This window comes from Acidithiobacillus ferridurans (assembly GCF_003966655.1).
In the GTDB taxonomy this organism is placed as follows: Bacteria; Pseudomonadota; Gammaproteobacteria; order Acidithiobacillales; family Acidithiobacillaceae; genus Acidithiobacillus; species Acidithiobacillus ferridurans.
The window spans coordinates 318013-332767 of record NZ_AP018795.1; the positions used below are offsets into that span (position 1 = coordinate 318013).

General features: G+C 61.4%; 15 protein-coding genes. 10 read left to right on the forward strand and 5 right to left on the reverse strand.

The window, feature by feature from the left end; genetic code table 11:
• Positions 1 to 48: 48 nt before the first annotated feature.
• The 3 genes from rpsT to AFERRID_RS01560 all read right to left on the reverse strand — a co-directional run bounded on the left by rpsT (position 49) and on the right by AFERRID_RS01560 (position 2295).
• On the reverse strand, positions 49 to 324 hold the full coding sequence (gene rpsT, locus AFERRID_RS01550) for a 30S ribosomal protein S20 (RefSeq protein ID WP_009567470.1): 276 nt from the start codon (positions 322 to 324) through the stop codon (positions 49 to 51).
• 134 nt (positions 325 to 458) lie between these two features.
• Positions 459 to 1472, reverse strand: a complete 1014-nt coding sequence (locus tag AFERRID_RS01555; protein WP_113525388.1) for an ABC transporter ATP-binding protein — start codon at positions 1470 to 1472, stop codon at positions 459 to 461.
• Between the two features lie 19 nt (positions 1473 to 1491).
• The gene (locus tag AFERRID_RS01560; RefSeq protein ID WP_126604242.1) at positions 1492 to 2295 is read right to left on the reverse strand and encodes an ABC transporter permease; all 804 of its coding nucleotides are present in this window, start codon (positions 2293 to 2295) and stop codon (positions 1492 to 1494) included.
• A 206-nt stretch (positions 2296 to 2501) separates the two neighbouring features.
• On the opposite strand from AFERRID_RS01560, the gene AFERRID_RS01565 reads away from it, so the two are divergent.
• The 6 genes from AFERRID_RS01565 (at position 2502) to AFERRID_RS01590 (ending at position 6976) form a co-directional block, all read left to right on the forward strand.
• Entirely contained in the window at positions 2502 to 2948 is a 447-nt protein-coding gene (locus AFERRID_RS01565; protein WP_226833052.1) for a DsrE family protein, read from the forward strand.
• A gap of 3 nt (positions 2949 to 2951) precedes the next feature.
• The gene (locus tag AFERRID_RS01570) at positions 2952 to 3791 is read left to right on the forward strand and encodes a symmetrical bis(5'-nucleosyl)-tetraphosphatase (protein ID WP_113525386.1); all 840 of its coding nucleotides are present in this window, start codon (positions 2952 to 2954) and stop codon (positions 3789 to 3791) included.
• 55 nt (positions 3792 to 3846) lie between these two features.
• Positions 3847 to 5658 carry a DNA helicase RecQ gene (gene recQ / locus AFERRID_RS01575; protein ID WP_126604243.1) on the forward strand — a complete coding sequence of 604 codons (1812 nt, stop codon included), beginning with the start codon at positions 3847 to 3849 and terminating at the stop codon, positions 5656 to 5658.
• A gap of 87 nt (positions 5659 to 5745) precedes the next feature.
• Entirely contained in the window at positions 5746 to 6060 is a 315-nt protein-coding gene (gene cyaY, locus AFERRID_RS01580) for an iron donor protein CyaY (RefSeq protein WP_113525384.1), read from the forward strand.
• Between the two features lie 4 nt (positions 6061 to 6064).
• Entirely contained in the window at positions 6065 to 6517 is a 453-nt protein-coding gene (locus AFERRID_RS01585) for an EVE domain-containing protein (RefSeq protein WP_126604244.1), read from the forward strand.
• 114 nt (positions 6518 to 6631) lie between these two features.
• Complete coding sequence (locus AFERRID_RS01590; protein ID WP_126604245.1) at positions 6632 to 6976, forward strand: hypothetical protein; 345 nt, start codon at positions 6632 to 6634, stop codon at positions 6974 to 6976.
• Here the strand turns inward: AFERRID_RS01590 and lptG are convergent.
• On the reverse strand, positions 6969 to 8042 hold the full coding sequence (lptG, locus tag AFERRID_RS01595) for an LPS export ABC transporter permease LptG (RefSeq protein WP_113525381.1): 1074 nt from the start codon (positions 8040 to 8042) through the stop codon (positions 6969 to 6971). The genes AFERRID_RS01590 and lptG overlap by 8 nt on opposite strands.
• A complete protein-coding gene (lptF, locus tag AFERRID_RS01600) occupies positions 8039 to 9160 on the reverse strand; it encodes an LPS export ABC transporter permease LptF (protein ID WP_126604246.1) in 1122 nt (373 codons plus the stop codon). Before lptF ends, lptG begins: the two co-directional genes overlap by 4 nt.
• 116 nt (positions 9161 to 9276) lie before the next feature.
• Between lptF and AFERRID_RS01605 the strand changes: the two genes are divergently transcribed.
• From AFERRID_RS01605 to AFERRID_RS01620, 4 genes are read left to right on the forward strand one after another with little or no spacing between them, the layout of a single operon-like run.
• The gene (locus tag AFERRID_RS01605) at positions 9277 to 10779 is read left to right on the forward strand and encodes a leucyl aminopeptidase (protein WP_113525379.1); all 1503 of its coding nucleotides are present in this window, start codon (positions 9277 to 9279) and stop codon (positions 10777 to 10779) included.
• 11 nt (positions 10780 to 10790) lie between these two features.
• Positions 10791 to 11216, forward strand: coding sequence for a DNA polymerase III subunit chi (locus tag AFERRID_RS01610; RefSeq protein ID WP_113525378.1), 426 nt, complete (start codon positions 10791 to 10793; stop codon positions 11214 to 11216).
• A gap of 13 nt (positions 11217 to 11229) precedes the next feature.
• Positions 11230 to 11910, forward strand: coding sequence for a hypothetical protein (locus AFERRID_RS01615; protein ID WP_113525377.1), 681 nt, complete (start codon positions 11230 to 11232; stop codon positions 11908 to 11910).
• A gap of 11 nt (positions 11911 to 11921) precedes the next feature.
• Positions 11922 to 14738: a valine--tRNA ligase gene (locus AFERRID_RS01620; RefSeq protein ID WP_113525376.1), complete on the forward strand. Its 2817-nt coding sequence runs from the start codon at positions 11922 to 11924 to the stop codon at positions 14736 to 14738.
• Positions 14739 to 14755: the final 17 nt, after the last annotated feature.

Here is a 14755-nt window from a genome sequence, read left to right on the forward strand (position 1 = left end):
GCCTCTTCTGCTACGCAGTCCACACGGACTGCGGGAATACCGCCCTCATTACTGGGCGGCGTTACCCATCGCCTTGACACGAGCCGAGAGCCGGCTCTTGGTGCGGGCTGCCATGTTGCGATGTGCCACGCCCTTGCCAACCGTCTTGTCGATGACCGACTCCGCGGCGCGCAGTGCGCTGCGTGCCTGCTCTTGATCACCGACATGTACGGCCTTCAGCACACCCTTCACATAGGTGCGCAAGCGCGACCGCAGGCTGGCATTATGCAGGCGCCGCTTTTCATTTTGTAATACGCGCTTGCGCGCCTGAGCTGTATTGGCCAACTTTTACTCTCCATATCTACAATCCCGCGTCTGCGGGAAATTAAGTCGCGTATTCTGGCGCCAACGCCCAACCCTGTCAATATCAATGGATTGCAAAAACCACCAGGCGCTACGAAAATGGGGCGCATGGCCTACTACTCTACTTCGGCCATCACATGTACATGCTCTGGTGCCACCTGTACCCAAAGCGTGGCGCCTAGCGCCAGAGACCTGCCTTCGCATTGTAAGCGAGGTAACAGCATATCCAAAGAACAAGCCCCTTCCATTCTGACGCGCAAGGCGACACCCTCCTCCCGGAGGCTCACGACCTTCAATTTCAGGGCATTCGGCGCTGGGACGCCCAAAACGTCGCCCGGCACGAGATCCTCGGAACGAATGGCCACGGTCACCGGTATACCCGGATGCATGCCATACCGAAAACCGGTACGCAGACGCCAGCCAGATCCAGCCACCACCATTCCGGCTTCCGCTGTCTCCTCAATGCGCCCCACCAGGAAATTACGAAATCCCAGCAAACGCGCCGCTCCCATAGTGGCGGGTCGTGCAAACACCGCACGGGGAGGGCCTTCCTGCACGATATGCCCACCCAACAGCACTGCCATGTGATCTGCGAGCATCGCCAGGTGCGGATCGTGGCTCACCGCCAGCACCGGCACTCCAAAATCGTGGACCTCCCGGATGAGTTCGTCCAGAATCTCGTCGCGCGTGGCCATGTCCAGCGCCGAGGTGGGCTCGTCCAGCAGCAGCAGCTCCGGACGCCGGGCCAGAGCACGGGCGAGCGCCACCCGCTGACGTTGCCCGCCGGAGAGGGCCGCAGGATAACGCTCCGCCAGGTCGGCAAGCCCCACGCGCGCAAGCAAATCCATAGCCTGCGTGCGGCGGCCTGCACCCCTTGGCAGCGGAAAGGCGACGTTTTCCCAGGCCCGCAGGTGCGGGAAAAGCGCATAACCCTGGGGCAAATAGCCAATGGGGCGTCGCTCGGCAGCAAGGCCACCGAAGGGATACCCATGCGCCGGAATCAAACCGGCGATGGCCTTGAGCAGCATCGTCTTGCCCTCTCCGGATAGACCGAGCAGGACGGTGAAATCCCGCACCTGCATCTGGATATCCAGGGTGACCGGCGTTTCCAGTTGATAACGAATTTCCATGAGTTTTAGCGCGGAGTCATCAGAACATTCCCTGTCGGCGCGAGCGCAACCCCAGCCACAGAGGTAAAGGCACAGCGACCAGAAAGAATATCCAGAGCAGAGGGTAAACCGCACTCAGCCCCATATCCTCCAGATTGACCCAAAGCTTGACCGGAATGCCCTGCGGGAAATACGCCACGATGAGCACGATGCCGAACTCGCCCATGGCGCGCACCCAGGCCAGCGCCACCCCGGCCGTCAGTCCCAGACGGGCCAGCGGCAGCGTCACCCGCCAGAAGGTCTGCCAGCGATTGCGGCCCAGGGTGCGACTGATCTGCTCCAGCTCTTCCGGAACCCCCTCAAAAGCCGCACGGGCGGCCAGCACATAGTAGGGCATGGCCCCGTAAATCTGCGCCAGCACAAACGCCGAGGCGGTATTGGTCAGGTAGAGCCCTGCCTGACTGAGCAGTCCACCCACTGGTGAGTAAGGTCCGTAAAAGGAACTCAGCAAAATGCCCATGGCCAGGGGTGGGGTCAGCAACGGCAACAGCAGCAGCGCATCCACCAGCCACTTGCCGCGGTAACAATAATGCGCCAACCACCATGCGAGCGGCGTTCCCGCCAGCACCACGAGCGCCAGAGCCAAGGCACTGTAAAACAGGGAAACCTGGATGGCGGCGAGGTCGCCGGGCGCAAAATGAAAATCGTGCCAGTCCGTGGCGAAAACCAGCGCCGCAAAAGGCGCCAGCAGAAACGTCAGAACGGTGGCAGCTGTTGCCGTCGCTATCCAGCGCGCCGATGGCTGGCGTCCTGCGCTGATCCCTACAGCCGCCCCATGACTCAAAAGAACCTTCCTGATGCGCCATATGCCCTTTGCCCGTCATCCGGGATACTCGCAGCCAGCATAATACGATAAGGCATCCACATCGGCAGATCCGGCATATTCAGGTGATCCGTTATTGTTCGTCAGATACTTCCGTGACCATCTTATATCGACGCCCCCGGAGCGGGTCAAGGGCACGGAGAAATCTTCCATACAAAAGCCCCACCTTGCATTTTTATGCTATGCTTACATGGAAAGGTATGCGAAAGCGGCGCGAGGACGCGCAACATTTTGAACGGAAAATTAAAATATTGAGCGAACCGACCATGCACTGGACCATTCTCATCAAATCCCATCCGGATGCCAGCGGCAATCCCGTTCTTCAGGGTCTGCGCATGGCGGCAGCCGCTCTCGCCGATGGCATCCCAGTCAGCCTGTTTCTTTCCGAAGAAGCGGCATCTCTGGCGCTACATATAGAAAATCCAGGGGATCGGCAAAAAGTTCACCACGATCTCATCGCGGAGATTCAAGAACTGGGCGCCGAAATTTATGTAATTGGTCTCGACTGGATGCATGCGGTCGGAAGCCTGACCTTGATTCCCGGCATCAAAGTAGCGAGCATGAAAACTCTGGTTCGCCAGATGAGGCTTTCCGACCAGGTTGTCGCGCTCTGATTTATGACCACCACGTACGCCATGGGCGACCTGCAGGGTTGCTATGTCCCCTTTGCCGCTCTGCTGGAACAGGTAGACTTCACACCGCAGACAGACCGGCTCTGGCTGGCAGGCGATCTCGTCAACCGGGGACCGGATAGCCGCGCCGTCATCAACCGGCTTTACGCCTGGCACGAGCGGGTGCAGATCGTCCTGGGCAACCACGATTTATACGCACTCGCCCGCTGGGCGGGCATCGTTGCGGCAAAAAAGAACGATACCCTCGGCCCACTGCTGGCCGATCCTCACACCGATGACTGGATGGAGTGGTTACGCACCCGTTCGTTACTGCATACCGATCCGCAACTGGGCTGGAGCATGGTCCACGCGGCTATCCATCCCGACTGGGATATGGCCAGCGCGCGAGGGCATGCTGACGCCGTCGAGGATGCGCTGCGCGATCGTCACTGGCGGCGTTTCCTGAAATCTCTCTGGGACGCCCCGGCACCCAACCGCTGGGAGGCTTGTCGCAACGAGGAAGAGGCGCAACGCTTCCGGGTCGCCGTATTCACCCGCGCCCGCTACGTGACTGCCAAGGGTGTTTTCAACTGGTCCAGCACTGCGCCCAAGGACACCGCTCGCGAATTTGTACCATGGCATGAGCGTTTTTTGGAAAAACAGACGTCTGGGTCTATCATCTGCGGTCACTGGGCCACCCAGGGTCTGCTGGTGCAACCACGTTTGCTGGCGCTGGACAGCGGTTGTGTCTGGGGTCGCCAACTGACCGCGGCACGGATCGATCTGGACGAACCCCTTATTTACCAAACCCCATGCCCTATGTTTGCACGACCGGACAGCGGGTGAGGGGCTGACCACCAGATTTTTGGTCCATCCCGTTTAGCGCTCAACCTGAGGCACCATGCCGATCCTCCCTACCCAGCAGCCAGTGGAAATCCTCCGCCACACCTTCGGTTATGACGCCTTCCGGGTGCCGCAGGAAGAGGTAATCCAGACCCTCATGGCGGCCCGGGATGCGCTGGTGCTCCTGCCTACGGGGGGTGGAAAATCCCTGTGCTATCAGATTCCCGCCATCGCCATGGCAGGGACGGGCGTAGTCATTTCGCCACTGATCGCGCTCATGGAAGATCAAGTCACCGCCTTGCGTCAGGCGGGTGTCGCTGCTGCCGCCCTGAACTCCACTGCCAGCCCCGCAGAAACACGCGCCACCGAGGAAGCGTTGCTACGGGGCAGCCTCGATCTGCTCTACATCGCTCCGGAACGCTTGCTGCAGGAACGCACCCTCAACCTGCTGCAAAGGGCCACGGTCAACCTCTTCGCTATTGACGAAGCCCATTGCGTGTCCCAGTGGGGTCACGACTTTCGCCCGGAATACCTGCAGTTACGAGTGCTGCATGAGCGCTTCCCCCAGGTGCCGCGCATCGCCCTCACTGCCACCGCCGACTCAAAAACCCGCGCGGAAATCACCGAACGGCTGGCGCTACAAGAAGCGGCCGCCTTTATCGGCTCCTTTGACCGACCCAACATCCGTTACCATATCAACAGCGGTGGTCAGGGTGCGCGCAACGCCTTGTTGCGATTCATCCGCGACCGCCACACCGGAGATGCCGGCATCGTATATTGCCTGTCCCGCAAGCGCGTGGAGGAAGTTGCCGAGTGGCTGCAGGGCGAAGGGCTGGACGCCCTGCCCTATCATGCCGGTTTGGGGTTCGACGAGCGGCGTCGTAACCAGCAACGATTTCAACGGGATGAGGGTGTGATCGTTGTCGCCACCATCGCCTTCGGTATGGGCATTGACAAACCCAATGTCCGCTTTGTAGCGCACCTGAATCTGCCCAAGAGTGTCGAGGCCTACTATCAGGAAACCGGGCGTGCCGGGCGCGACGGTCTGCCTGCAGAAGCCTGGATGCATTACGGTCTTCAGGATGTCGTGCAGTTACGGCAGATGATCCAGCAATCCGAAGCCGACCTGCCGCGCAAACAGATGGAAGGACATAAGCTGGACGCTATGCTCGCGCTTTGCGAAACCACGGACTGCCGCCGTCAGACCCTGCTCGGCTACTTTGGCGAAAGCCTCTCCTCCCCCTGCGGCAATTGCGACAATTGCCTGCAGACGCCGGCCACCTGGGATGCCACGGTGGCCGCACAGAAAGCCCTGTCTGCCATTCATCGTACCGGTCAGCGCTTCGGGGTGCAGTATCTGGTAGACGTGTTGCTGGCTCGGGAAGATCCACGCATTCGGCAACAGGGCCATGATCGGCTCAGCGTATACGGTATTGGCAAAGAACTGTCCGCCAACGCGTGGCGCGCCCTGTTTCGCCACCTCTTGCTGCGCGGACTTGTGGAAGTGGATCACGACGGTCACGGCGGCATGCGCCTCAGCCCATCCAGTCGCCCGCTCCTGCGCGGCGAAGAAAAGCTGACCCTGCGCCAGCACGAAAGCTCGGTCCCGAAGCAACGCGAACAACGCCCGGAGATCGCACCCCGCGACACCGCGCTCTGGGAAGCCCTGCGCCAGCACCGCCGTGAACTGGCGCAAGCCCAGGGCGTGCCGCCCTACATCATTTTTCACGACGCCACCCTCATGGAAATGCTCCATCGACGCCCGCGTGACCTGGAAGCACTGGCGGCGCTCCCCGGCATCGGCGAGCGCAAACTGGCGGCTTACGGCACATCTTTTCTGAAGATACTGCATCGCGATCGACCTTCCTAAGTTCCTCGCGCAGATACGACGCGGAGATGACGGCTTGCCCTGCGCCGCCGCAGACTGCATCATGAGGGCATGACTCAGGATAGCCCCATGAACCCGCAAAGCTTCGCCGTCACCGTCGAAAGCACCCTCGATGACCTGCAGAACCGGATAGAGGCCGATGCTCCCGAAGTGGAGTGCGACCTCGTGGACAGCGTGCTCACCCTGCTCCTGCCCGACGACAGTCAGATCATCGTCAATCGTCAGGAAGCGGCGCAACAGATTTGGCTGGCGTGCAGCGATGGTCCGGCACGTTTTTCGTGGCAGGGCGGCGCGTGGCAGGATAGCCGGACGGGGGAATCCCTGAAACAGGCCGTCGGCCGCCTGCTGAGCCTGCGTCTCGGCCACCCCGTGTCACTGGGTTGAGCGAATGGCCTACTGGCTGATGAAGACCGAGCCCGATGCCTTTTCCCTGCAGGATTTGCAGCGACGCGGGCAGGAGCCCTGGGACGGCATCCGCAATTATCAGGCCCGAAATTTCCTGCGTAGCATGCAGATCGGCGACGAAGCCTTCATTTACCATTCACGTGTACCGGTCCCGGGTATCGTCGGCACTGCCGAAGTCGTCTGTACCGCTTATCCGGACCCTACCCAGTTTGACCCGCAGAGCAAATATTACGACCCGGCCTCCCATCCCGACCGGCCGCGCTGGGATCTGGTGGAAGTGGCCTATCGCCGAACCTTTGCCCACGGCATCGCGCTGGACTTTCTTCGCTCCGTCCCGGAGTTTTCAGACAGCCCACTGATTCGCAAAGGGAATCGCCTGTCGATCTTGCCCATTAGCAGCAGCCAGTGGCAGTATATCCTGCAATATGCAGGATAAAACGGTGCAGGGTGAAAAAGCCAACCTCGCGGACGGCGTTACCATCCCCTCCGATTTACCATGTCATTTGTCGTTTGGCGGCGTGAGCCGAACTTTCTCATCCCGGAGTCCAGCATGACCTATCAACAACTCATAGAATTCCTCGACCGCCATTTGGGATACCCCTTCCTGCCGGATATGGCGCCGGATGCGGCGCTGCGTGCCGCGCAACAGGGCGGGCTTGACGACGCGCTGACCACGGAGGTGCTGACCGCCCTCTATCAGGGCAACCAGTGCAAAAGGGTCGATGACCCCGTGGACCGCGCGCACAGCTTTGATGGACTTGCCCACCTGCGCCTGCGCAGCCAGGCCGATGACACGGATCCCGCCGTATTCCGCAAGGTTCTCAAACTTTCCCAGGAACTCGACAATGCGTTTGACCAGGAACTGATTCGCCAGCGTGACGCTGCGCTCAGCTAAAGCGATGCAACACCCCGGCAACAGCCGCAAAGAGCGCAATGGGCAGGAGCGTGGCGGCTAGGGGTGGTATCCCGCCGGAGACGCTGATATATCCCGACATCTCCGTGAGGAAATGAAATCCCAGTCCCAGCACCAGCCCCGCCATGACCCGCGCCGCCAGGCCTCCACCTCGGGGATTGCGCGTCACAAACGGTACCGCCAGCAAAATCATCACCAGACCCACCCACGGATAACTCACCCGACGCCAGAACGCCAGGGCAAAGCGGTTCATGTTCAACGCCCCGCTCTGCAACGCCTGGTAACTTTGCCACAGGGTGAGCAAGGTCATGGTGCGTGTCGGGTGTGCAAAACTGCTCAGGGTGGCCGGGTGCAGGGCTACCGGCCAGGGCGTCTCCGTAACGGCCGTCATCCGTATCTGGTCAGGCGTGATCCTGAACATCCGGACATCGTGGAGATACCAGTGCCCCCCTTGGAATACAGCTTCAGAGGCCGTCGTGATGGCATTGATGCCCACCATACCCTGGCGCACGTCGGCGATATGCAGGTTCTGCAGGATCTTCCCGCCATCGCCCACTGTGCCCACCTGGATTATCTGTGTTTCATAGCGCAGCCATAATCCCCGCGGTCCCATATTGTGGAAGCCCGCTCCCGGCTCACCGGCGTTGGCCCACATCGCCTCGGCGGCGGGCGCCGTCACTGGTATGACCCATTCTCCCAGGGCAAACATCAGGCCGGCACCCAACAGTCCGACCAGCAACAACGGCTGCTCCAGGCGCCAGACCGACCACCCCGACATGCGCAGAGCAATCACCTCGGAATGCCCGCTCAGGATACTCATCCAGACCAAGGCACCCAGCAGTAGCGCCAGCGGGATCACATCGTACGCCACGTCGGGCAACTGCAAAGCGGCATAGGACAGCAGACGGGTCATAGACCAGACGCCGTGCCCGGGCCCGGAGGATTTAGCGATGAGCTGGGCGATATAGACCAGCGTCAGCAGCATGGCCAGCACGAGGCTGCTATACAGCAGCATGCCGCGAAACAGCAATCGGTCGGCGCGTTTCATGACGCAGACCGCCCCGGCCAGGCGGGTAACATCGGCAGATCGCGGCTGCGCCGGAGAAAGGCATAGGCAGCAACCACCAGAATCAGCACGAGTACCCACAATAATCCGGGGAAAACTGGCATGCTACCATTCATCATATGCTCTTTGACGTAAACGACGATGTTATTGACGGCCAGCAGAAACAGTATACCCACCAGCATGCCCGCCGCCCGTCCGCTGCCGCGGGGCTCACTGTAAGCCAGGGGGATGGCCAGCAAAGCCAACAATGGCAACGCCAGCGGCCAGAGCAGGCGCCACTCCAGCTCGGAGACGGCAAAACGCATCCCGGTGCCGCGCAACTGCCGTACCAGCTGCGGCAAAGATGCGCTGCTCCAGTTGATGCCGCCGCGCTCGACGCCGCCGCTGTCCTGGTTGTCCAGCAATACCCGGTAGCGTGCGAAGGAAAGGACTTTGAACCCGTCTTTTCCCGGCTGCCCCAGGTAGCGTTGGCCATCCACCAGCACCAGGGTCAGGGCACCATCCTGAGCGGGCTTGACCTCGCCGTAAGCCGCTGTCGCCATATCCAGTTGCCCGCCCTGGGCAACAGACAAAAATATCTCCTGGAAGCGGTGGCTGTCTTTACCGACGGCCTGCCCCACGTAAATAACCCTGCCACCGGGTAAATTCGTGAAACTACCAGGCTGCAGCATGGCTTCTGCCGCAGCATTGGCGAGGCGTACCGATTCGGACTGCAACTCGCGCTGCGCGCCGGGCGCCCAGGAAAGGGACAAAATCAGTTCCAGACAAAAGACGCACGCCGCAACCACCGCGACGGGCGGCAGAAGTCCCATCAGCCCGGTGCCGGTACTTCGGATGGCCACCATCTCGTTGGAACGATAGAGGTTGCTGAACACCAGATAAACCGCGAAAAAAAAGGCCAGGGGCAATACCATGACCAGCAAGGTCGGCAGCGCCAGTCCCAGCAATCGCAGAATGATCGACAATGGCAACTGCCCGGAGGCGACCTGCCTCAGCAATTGGGTCAACTGACCGATAGACAGAATGGCGAGCACCACCAGGCTGGTCAGCAGAAAGGAGATCGTGAGATTGCGCACGACCTGCATACGAATGCGGGTCAAGCGGGCAACCCCTGGGGATTATACGCAAGACTTGATTCCCTGTGCCTCTGGGGCTTATGTTCTGTCTTTGACATCGTCTCGAATTCCTCACCCATAAGATTATCAGGAGAACCGCCGTGGAGATAGCCGTACAATGCCAGAACCCGACTACCGACAACAGTGACTGTGTGGTCGTCGGAGTTTATGAAGGCGGCATATTGAGCCCTGCCGCAACGCTGGTTGATCTGGCCAGCGGCGGCGCGCTCCGGACCCTCCTCGATACCGGAGACTTTAGCGGCGCCTGTGGTGACACGCAGTTGCTCTACCAGGTGCCCGGCGTGGCTGCGGCGCGAGTACTGGTTCTGGGCCTCGGCAGCCATGGCAAGGTCAAGGACAGTCAGTTCCGCAAAGCCGCGCTGGCTGCGGCCCGCGCTTTGCAGGGTGCCCATGTCGGGCGCGCCAGTCTGCACTTGCTCGACATCCCGGTAATACGTCGTTCCGCGCCGGCTTGCGCCAAAATACTGGTCCAGGCCGTGGCGGACGCGGAGTATCACTTCGATCGCCACAAGAAACCTGCTGACGCGCCACAACGACCCATATCCGAACTGCAGCTATCCATTCCTGAAAACGATACCGCAGCGCTCGCGGAGCTTCAGGGTGCCGTAGCAGAAGCTCATGTAACGGCCCGCGCCGTCGCCTGGACCCGGGATATGGCCAACGAACCCGGAAATATCTGTACTCCCACGTGGCTCGCTGAACAAGCGGAGGCCATGGCCGGGCGGCTGGGCATCAAAAGCACTATCCTCGGTCCGGACGCGATGGAAGCCTTGGGTATGCACCTACTCCTTGGCGTGGCCCACGGATCCCGGCAGCCGCCCCGCCTGATCATTCTCGAATACCGGGGCGGTGCCGAAAATCAGGCGCCTATCGTCCTGGTCGGCAAGGGTCTCACCTTTGATGCGGGCGGCATCTCTCTAAAACCCGCCGACAAGATGGATGAAATGAAGTATGACATGTGCGGCGGGGCATCGGCCCTGGCAGCGATTCAGGCAGCGGCAGAACTCCAACTTCCGCTGAACATCGTTACCGTGGTGCCCGCTTCGGAAAACCTGCCCGACGGGCAGGCCACCAAACCCGGCGACATCCACAGGAGCATGAACGGCATGAGCGTGGAGGTCGTGAATACCGATGCCGAGGGCCGGCTGATTCTTGCGGATGCGTTGACCTATGTGGAGCGTTTCGAACCCGACGTGGTGATCGACATGGCCACCCTTACCGGCGCCTGCATCATCGCCCTGGGGCACCAGACGGCGGCGGTAATGGGCAATCATGAAGGGCTCGTTCATGATCTCATCGCTGCGGGCAAGGAAAGTATGGACCGGGTTTGGGAGTTACCCCTCTTCGAGGAATATCAGGAGCAATTGAAGAGCCCGGTTGCGGATCTTTCCAACGTCGGTGGCCGGCCGGCGGGGACCATCACCGCCGCCTGCTTTCTCTCGCGCTTCACCGAAAACTATCACTGGGCCCATCTCGATATTGCGGGGGTGGCGTGGAAGAGCGGCGAACACAAAAATGCGACGGGCCGCCCGGTACCGTTGTTGGTGGAGTATCTGCTGCGGCGGGCTCGGCAGGTGGCCTGAGAGGACCGCCCTTGCCTGTCGCCTCGTTTTATACCCTGCCGCCGACACTGCTTACCGCGCACGAACAGCGGCGCGGCATGTGCCGGGTGATTGCCAAGGTGTGGCAGGTCATGGGAGAAGCAGATATCCTGTGTCCGGATACGGAGGCCGGGCAGGCCCTGGATGACCTGCTCTGGACCTTTCAGGCGGGAGCTTTCGTGCCCCATGTCCGGGGCGCAGGAGAACCGGTACGCATCCACGAGAACGGCGCATGGCCCTTGCAGGGCAAGGCGCTGGTGCTCTGCGGGCTGGACGAATTGCCGGCGCCCCTCCCCCCCTGCGAGCGGCTCATCGACTTCATTCCGGTCGCGGAGCAATTACGCGGCTTCGCCAGAGAACGATACAGACAATTAAAGAACGCAGGATTCACCATGCAGGTGCATCCCCTGGAAGCCTGATCGGAGACACGCCATGGCAAGCATGACCACACGTAAGGAACCTGTCCTCGAAGAGCAGATGGACGTCGATGACGACGCCCCGCTGTTGCTCACCAACCTTGTACGTCCGGGGTTGCCACCCCAGCTTTGGCGACATGCGGACGACGAAGCGCCGGAAGCCGTAAACCGTCCGCCGGCAGAGGCGGCGCCGGACCAACTCCCTCCGCATGGTTCCGGGCCGGTGGCGACGCCCGACAATCCCGCCGCCTTTTCCATGCGTTGGGAGGAGGCTGCGGCAGCGAGCAATGGCGCAGCAGCGACTGCCGGAGAATATGCACAGGCAGCGCCACACTGGCAGGATGACGCGGCTTCCCCGGAAACACTGCAGGAGACCACGACAACCGATGCCCCCGAAATTGTCGGGTCAACCGCCGCGATGCCTCCCATGACCCTCGATTTTCTCAAAGACTTCGAAGAGTTGCTTTTCCGGGAGATCGAACGACGGATCATCAACGAGATCGAAGAGCAGGTGACACAGCATCTGCAAACCGTCTGGAAGGAGCGGATCAGCCTGACGATCATGCGTACCCTGGCGCTGGAGGGCATCCAGTTGCGTGAAAGCCTGAGCGAAGATCTTCGCAAATCGCTTCCGGAAATACTGCAGCGCGTCCTGCACGAAGGCCTGGACCAGATCAACGCCTCGGAAATCGAGTAAGATACCCTCCCATGACTGACACTCTGAATCGCCCCTTCGCCCCCGCCGAAATCGAAACCCAATGCTACGCACGCTGGGAAACCCACGGCCTGTTCCAGCCGAAAGGCAGTGGCACCCCCTATTGCATCATGCTTCCGCCACCCAATGTCACTGGCACCCTGCATATGGGCCACGCCTTTCAGGATACCCTCATGGATATCCTCACCCGCGTCCACCGGATGCGCGGCGAGCGCACCCTCTGGCAGCCGGGCACCGACCATGCCGGTATCGCCACCCAGATGCTGGTGGAACGGCAACTGGTACAGGAAGGCGGCGATCGCCATCAGATGGGCCGCAGTGCCTTTCTGGAACGGGTCTGGCAGTGGCGCCGGGAATCCGGTGGCCATATCACCCGGCAGATGCGACGGCTGGGGGCATCCTGTGACTGGTCACGCGAGCGTTTTACGTTAGACAGCGGGCTCTCCCATGCGGTCACCGAAGTCTTCGTCCGCCTCCATGACGAAGGGCTGATCTACCGCGGCAAACGGCTGGTCAACTGGGACCCGGTCCTGCGTACCGCAGTCTCCGATCTGGAGGTCGTCAGCGAAGCGGAGCAAGGCTCGCTCTGGCATATCCGTTATCCCCTCAGTGATGGCACCGGCTCCCTCGTGGTCGCCACCACCCGTCCGGAAACCCTGCTGGGCGACGTGGCGGTGGCGGTTCACCCCGACGATCCGCGCTACGCCGCCCTCGTCGGCAAGACCCTGCGCCTGCCGGTCATGAACCGTGAGATTCCCATCATCGCAGACGATTATGTCGATCCGGAATTTGGCTCCGGCTGCGTCAAAATCACCCCGGCCCACGATTTCAACGACTATCAGGTGGGGCAACGGCACAGCCTGGCCCTGCTCAACGTCTTTACCCCTGACGCGCGCATCCGGGACAGTATCGAGGTCTTCGGCGACGGCGTCGTCGCCGGGGAGATTCCCGAGACCCTGCGCGGACTGGACCGTTATGCCGCCCGCCAGCAGATTCTCGCCCTGCTGGCGGCGGAGAACCTGCTGGAACGCACTGACGAACACCAACTCATGGTGCCCCGCGGCGACCGCTCCCATGCCGTCATCGAGCCCTATCTGACCGATCAATGGTATGTGCGGGTCGCCCCCCTGGCGGAGCCGGCCATCCGCGCGGTGGAAGAAGGCCGCATCCGCTTCGTGCCGGAAAACTGGAACAAAACCTACTTCGACTGGATGCAGCGCATCGAGGACTGGTGCATTTCCCGCCAGCTCTGGTGGGGGCACCAGATTCCTGCCTGGTACGGTCCCGACGGCAAAATCTTTGTCGCTCGTCGTGAAGAGGAAGCGCAGTCGGAGGCCGCCCGCCATTACGGCATGCCGGTGGTCCTGGAACGCGACCCGGACGTGCTCGACACCTGGTTCAGTTCGGCGCTGTGGCCCTTCACCACCCTGGGCTGGCCGGAAAAAACATCGGACCTTGCCCAGTTCTACCCCACCAGCGTGCTGGTCACCGGCTTCGACATCATTTTTTTCTGGGTGGCGCGAATGATCATGATGGGTCTGCGCTTCATGGACGAGGTGCCATTCCATGAAGTCTATGTCCACGGTCTGGTGCGCGATGCCGAGGGCCAGAAGATGAGCAAGTCCAAAGGCAATGTCCTCGACCCCATTGACCTCATCGACGGCATCTGTCTGGAAGACCTCGTCGCCAAGCGTACCCGAGGTCTCATGCAGCCGCAGATGGCGGCCAAAATCGAAAAGGCCACCCGTAAGGAGTTCGCCGACGGCATTCCCGCCTTCGGCACCGATGCCCTGCGCTTCACCTTCGCGGTACTGGCCACCCAGGGCCGGGACATCAAGTTTGACCTCAAGCGGGTGGAGGGGAATCGCAATTTCTGCAACAAGCTTTGGAACGCCTCGCGTTTTGCCCTGATGCAGACACGAAATCCGGCCGATCTGGACGGCGAGCGCGAGCTACTGGCGCCGGAACGCTGGATCATCGGTCGCCTGCAGCACTGCGAGGCGGACGTCAACAGCGCCATCGACCAGTATCGCTTTGCCGACGCCGCCCATGCGCTCTACCAGTTTTTCTGGAATGACTACTGCGACTGGTATATCGAACTGAGCAAACCGGTGCTGCGCGAGGGCAGCCCGTTTACCTCGGCACAGCAGTGCGGCACCCGCAATACCCTGCTGCGGGTGCTGGAGGCCGGACTGCGTCTGCTGCACCCGGTGATGCCCTTCCTCACCGAGGAACTCTGGCAGCGGGTCGCACCGATGATCGGCAAGGCGGGCGACAGCATTGCCCTTGCCCCCTACCCGGTGGCCGATCTCGCTCGTGTGGACGCCGATGCCGATGCCGATACGGAATGGCTGATTGCCGTCATCCGCGCCATCCGCTCGGTGCGCGGCGAGATGGATATCCCACCGGGGAAACCTCTGCCCCTGCTCCTGCAGGCCGGCGATACCCATGACCGGAAAAGGGTGGAACGCTATCAGTCCTGGCTCTTCGCCCTCGGCCGCCTCGCCAGTCTGGAATGGCTGGGCGCCGAAGAGGAAGCGCCGCCCGCCGCCTTGCAACTGGTCGGCGATCTGCGCGTCCTCGTCCCTCTCGCGGGGGTGATCAACGTGGCCGCCGAACAGACCCGCCTCGCCAAGGAACAGCAGCGACTGGAACAGGATCGCGCCAAAACCGTCGCCAAACTCGGCCAGGAGAGCTTTCGCAGCCGGGCGCCCGCAGAGGTGGTCGCCAAAGAAGAGGAACGTCTGCGGGAGGTGGATGCCGCATTACTGCAACTGGAGGAGCAGGCACGGCGGTTAGCCTCGTTGTGATCAACGCCCCCGGAAAT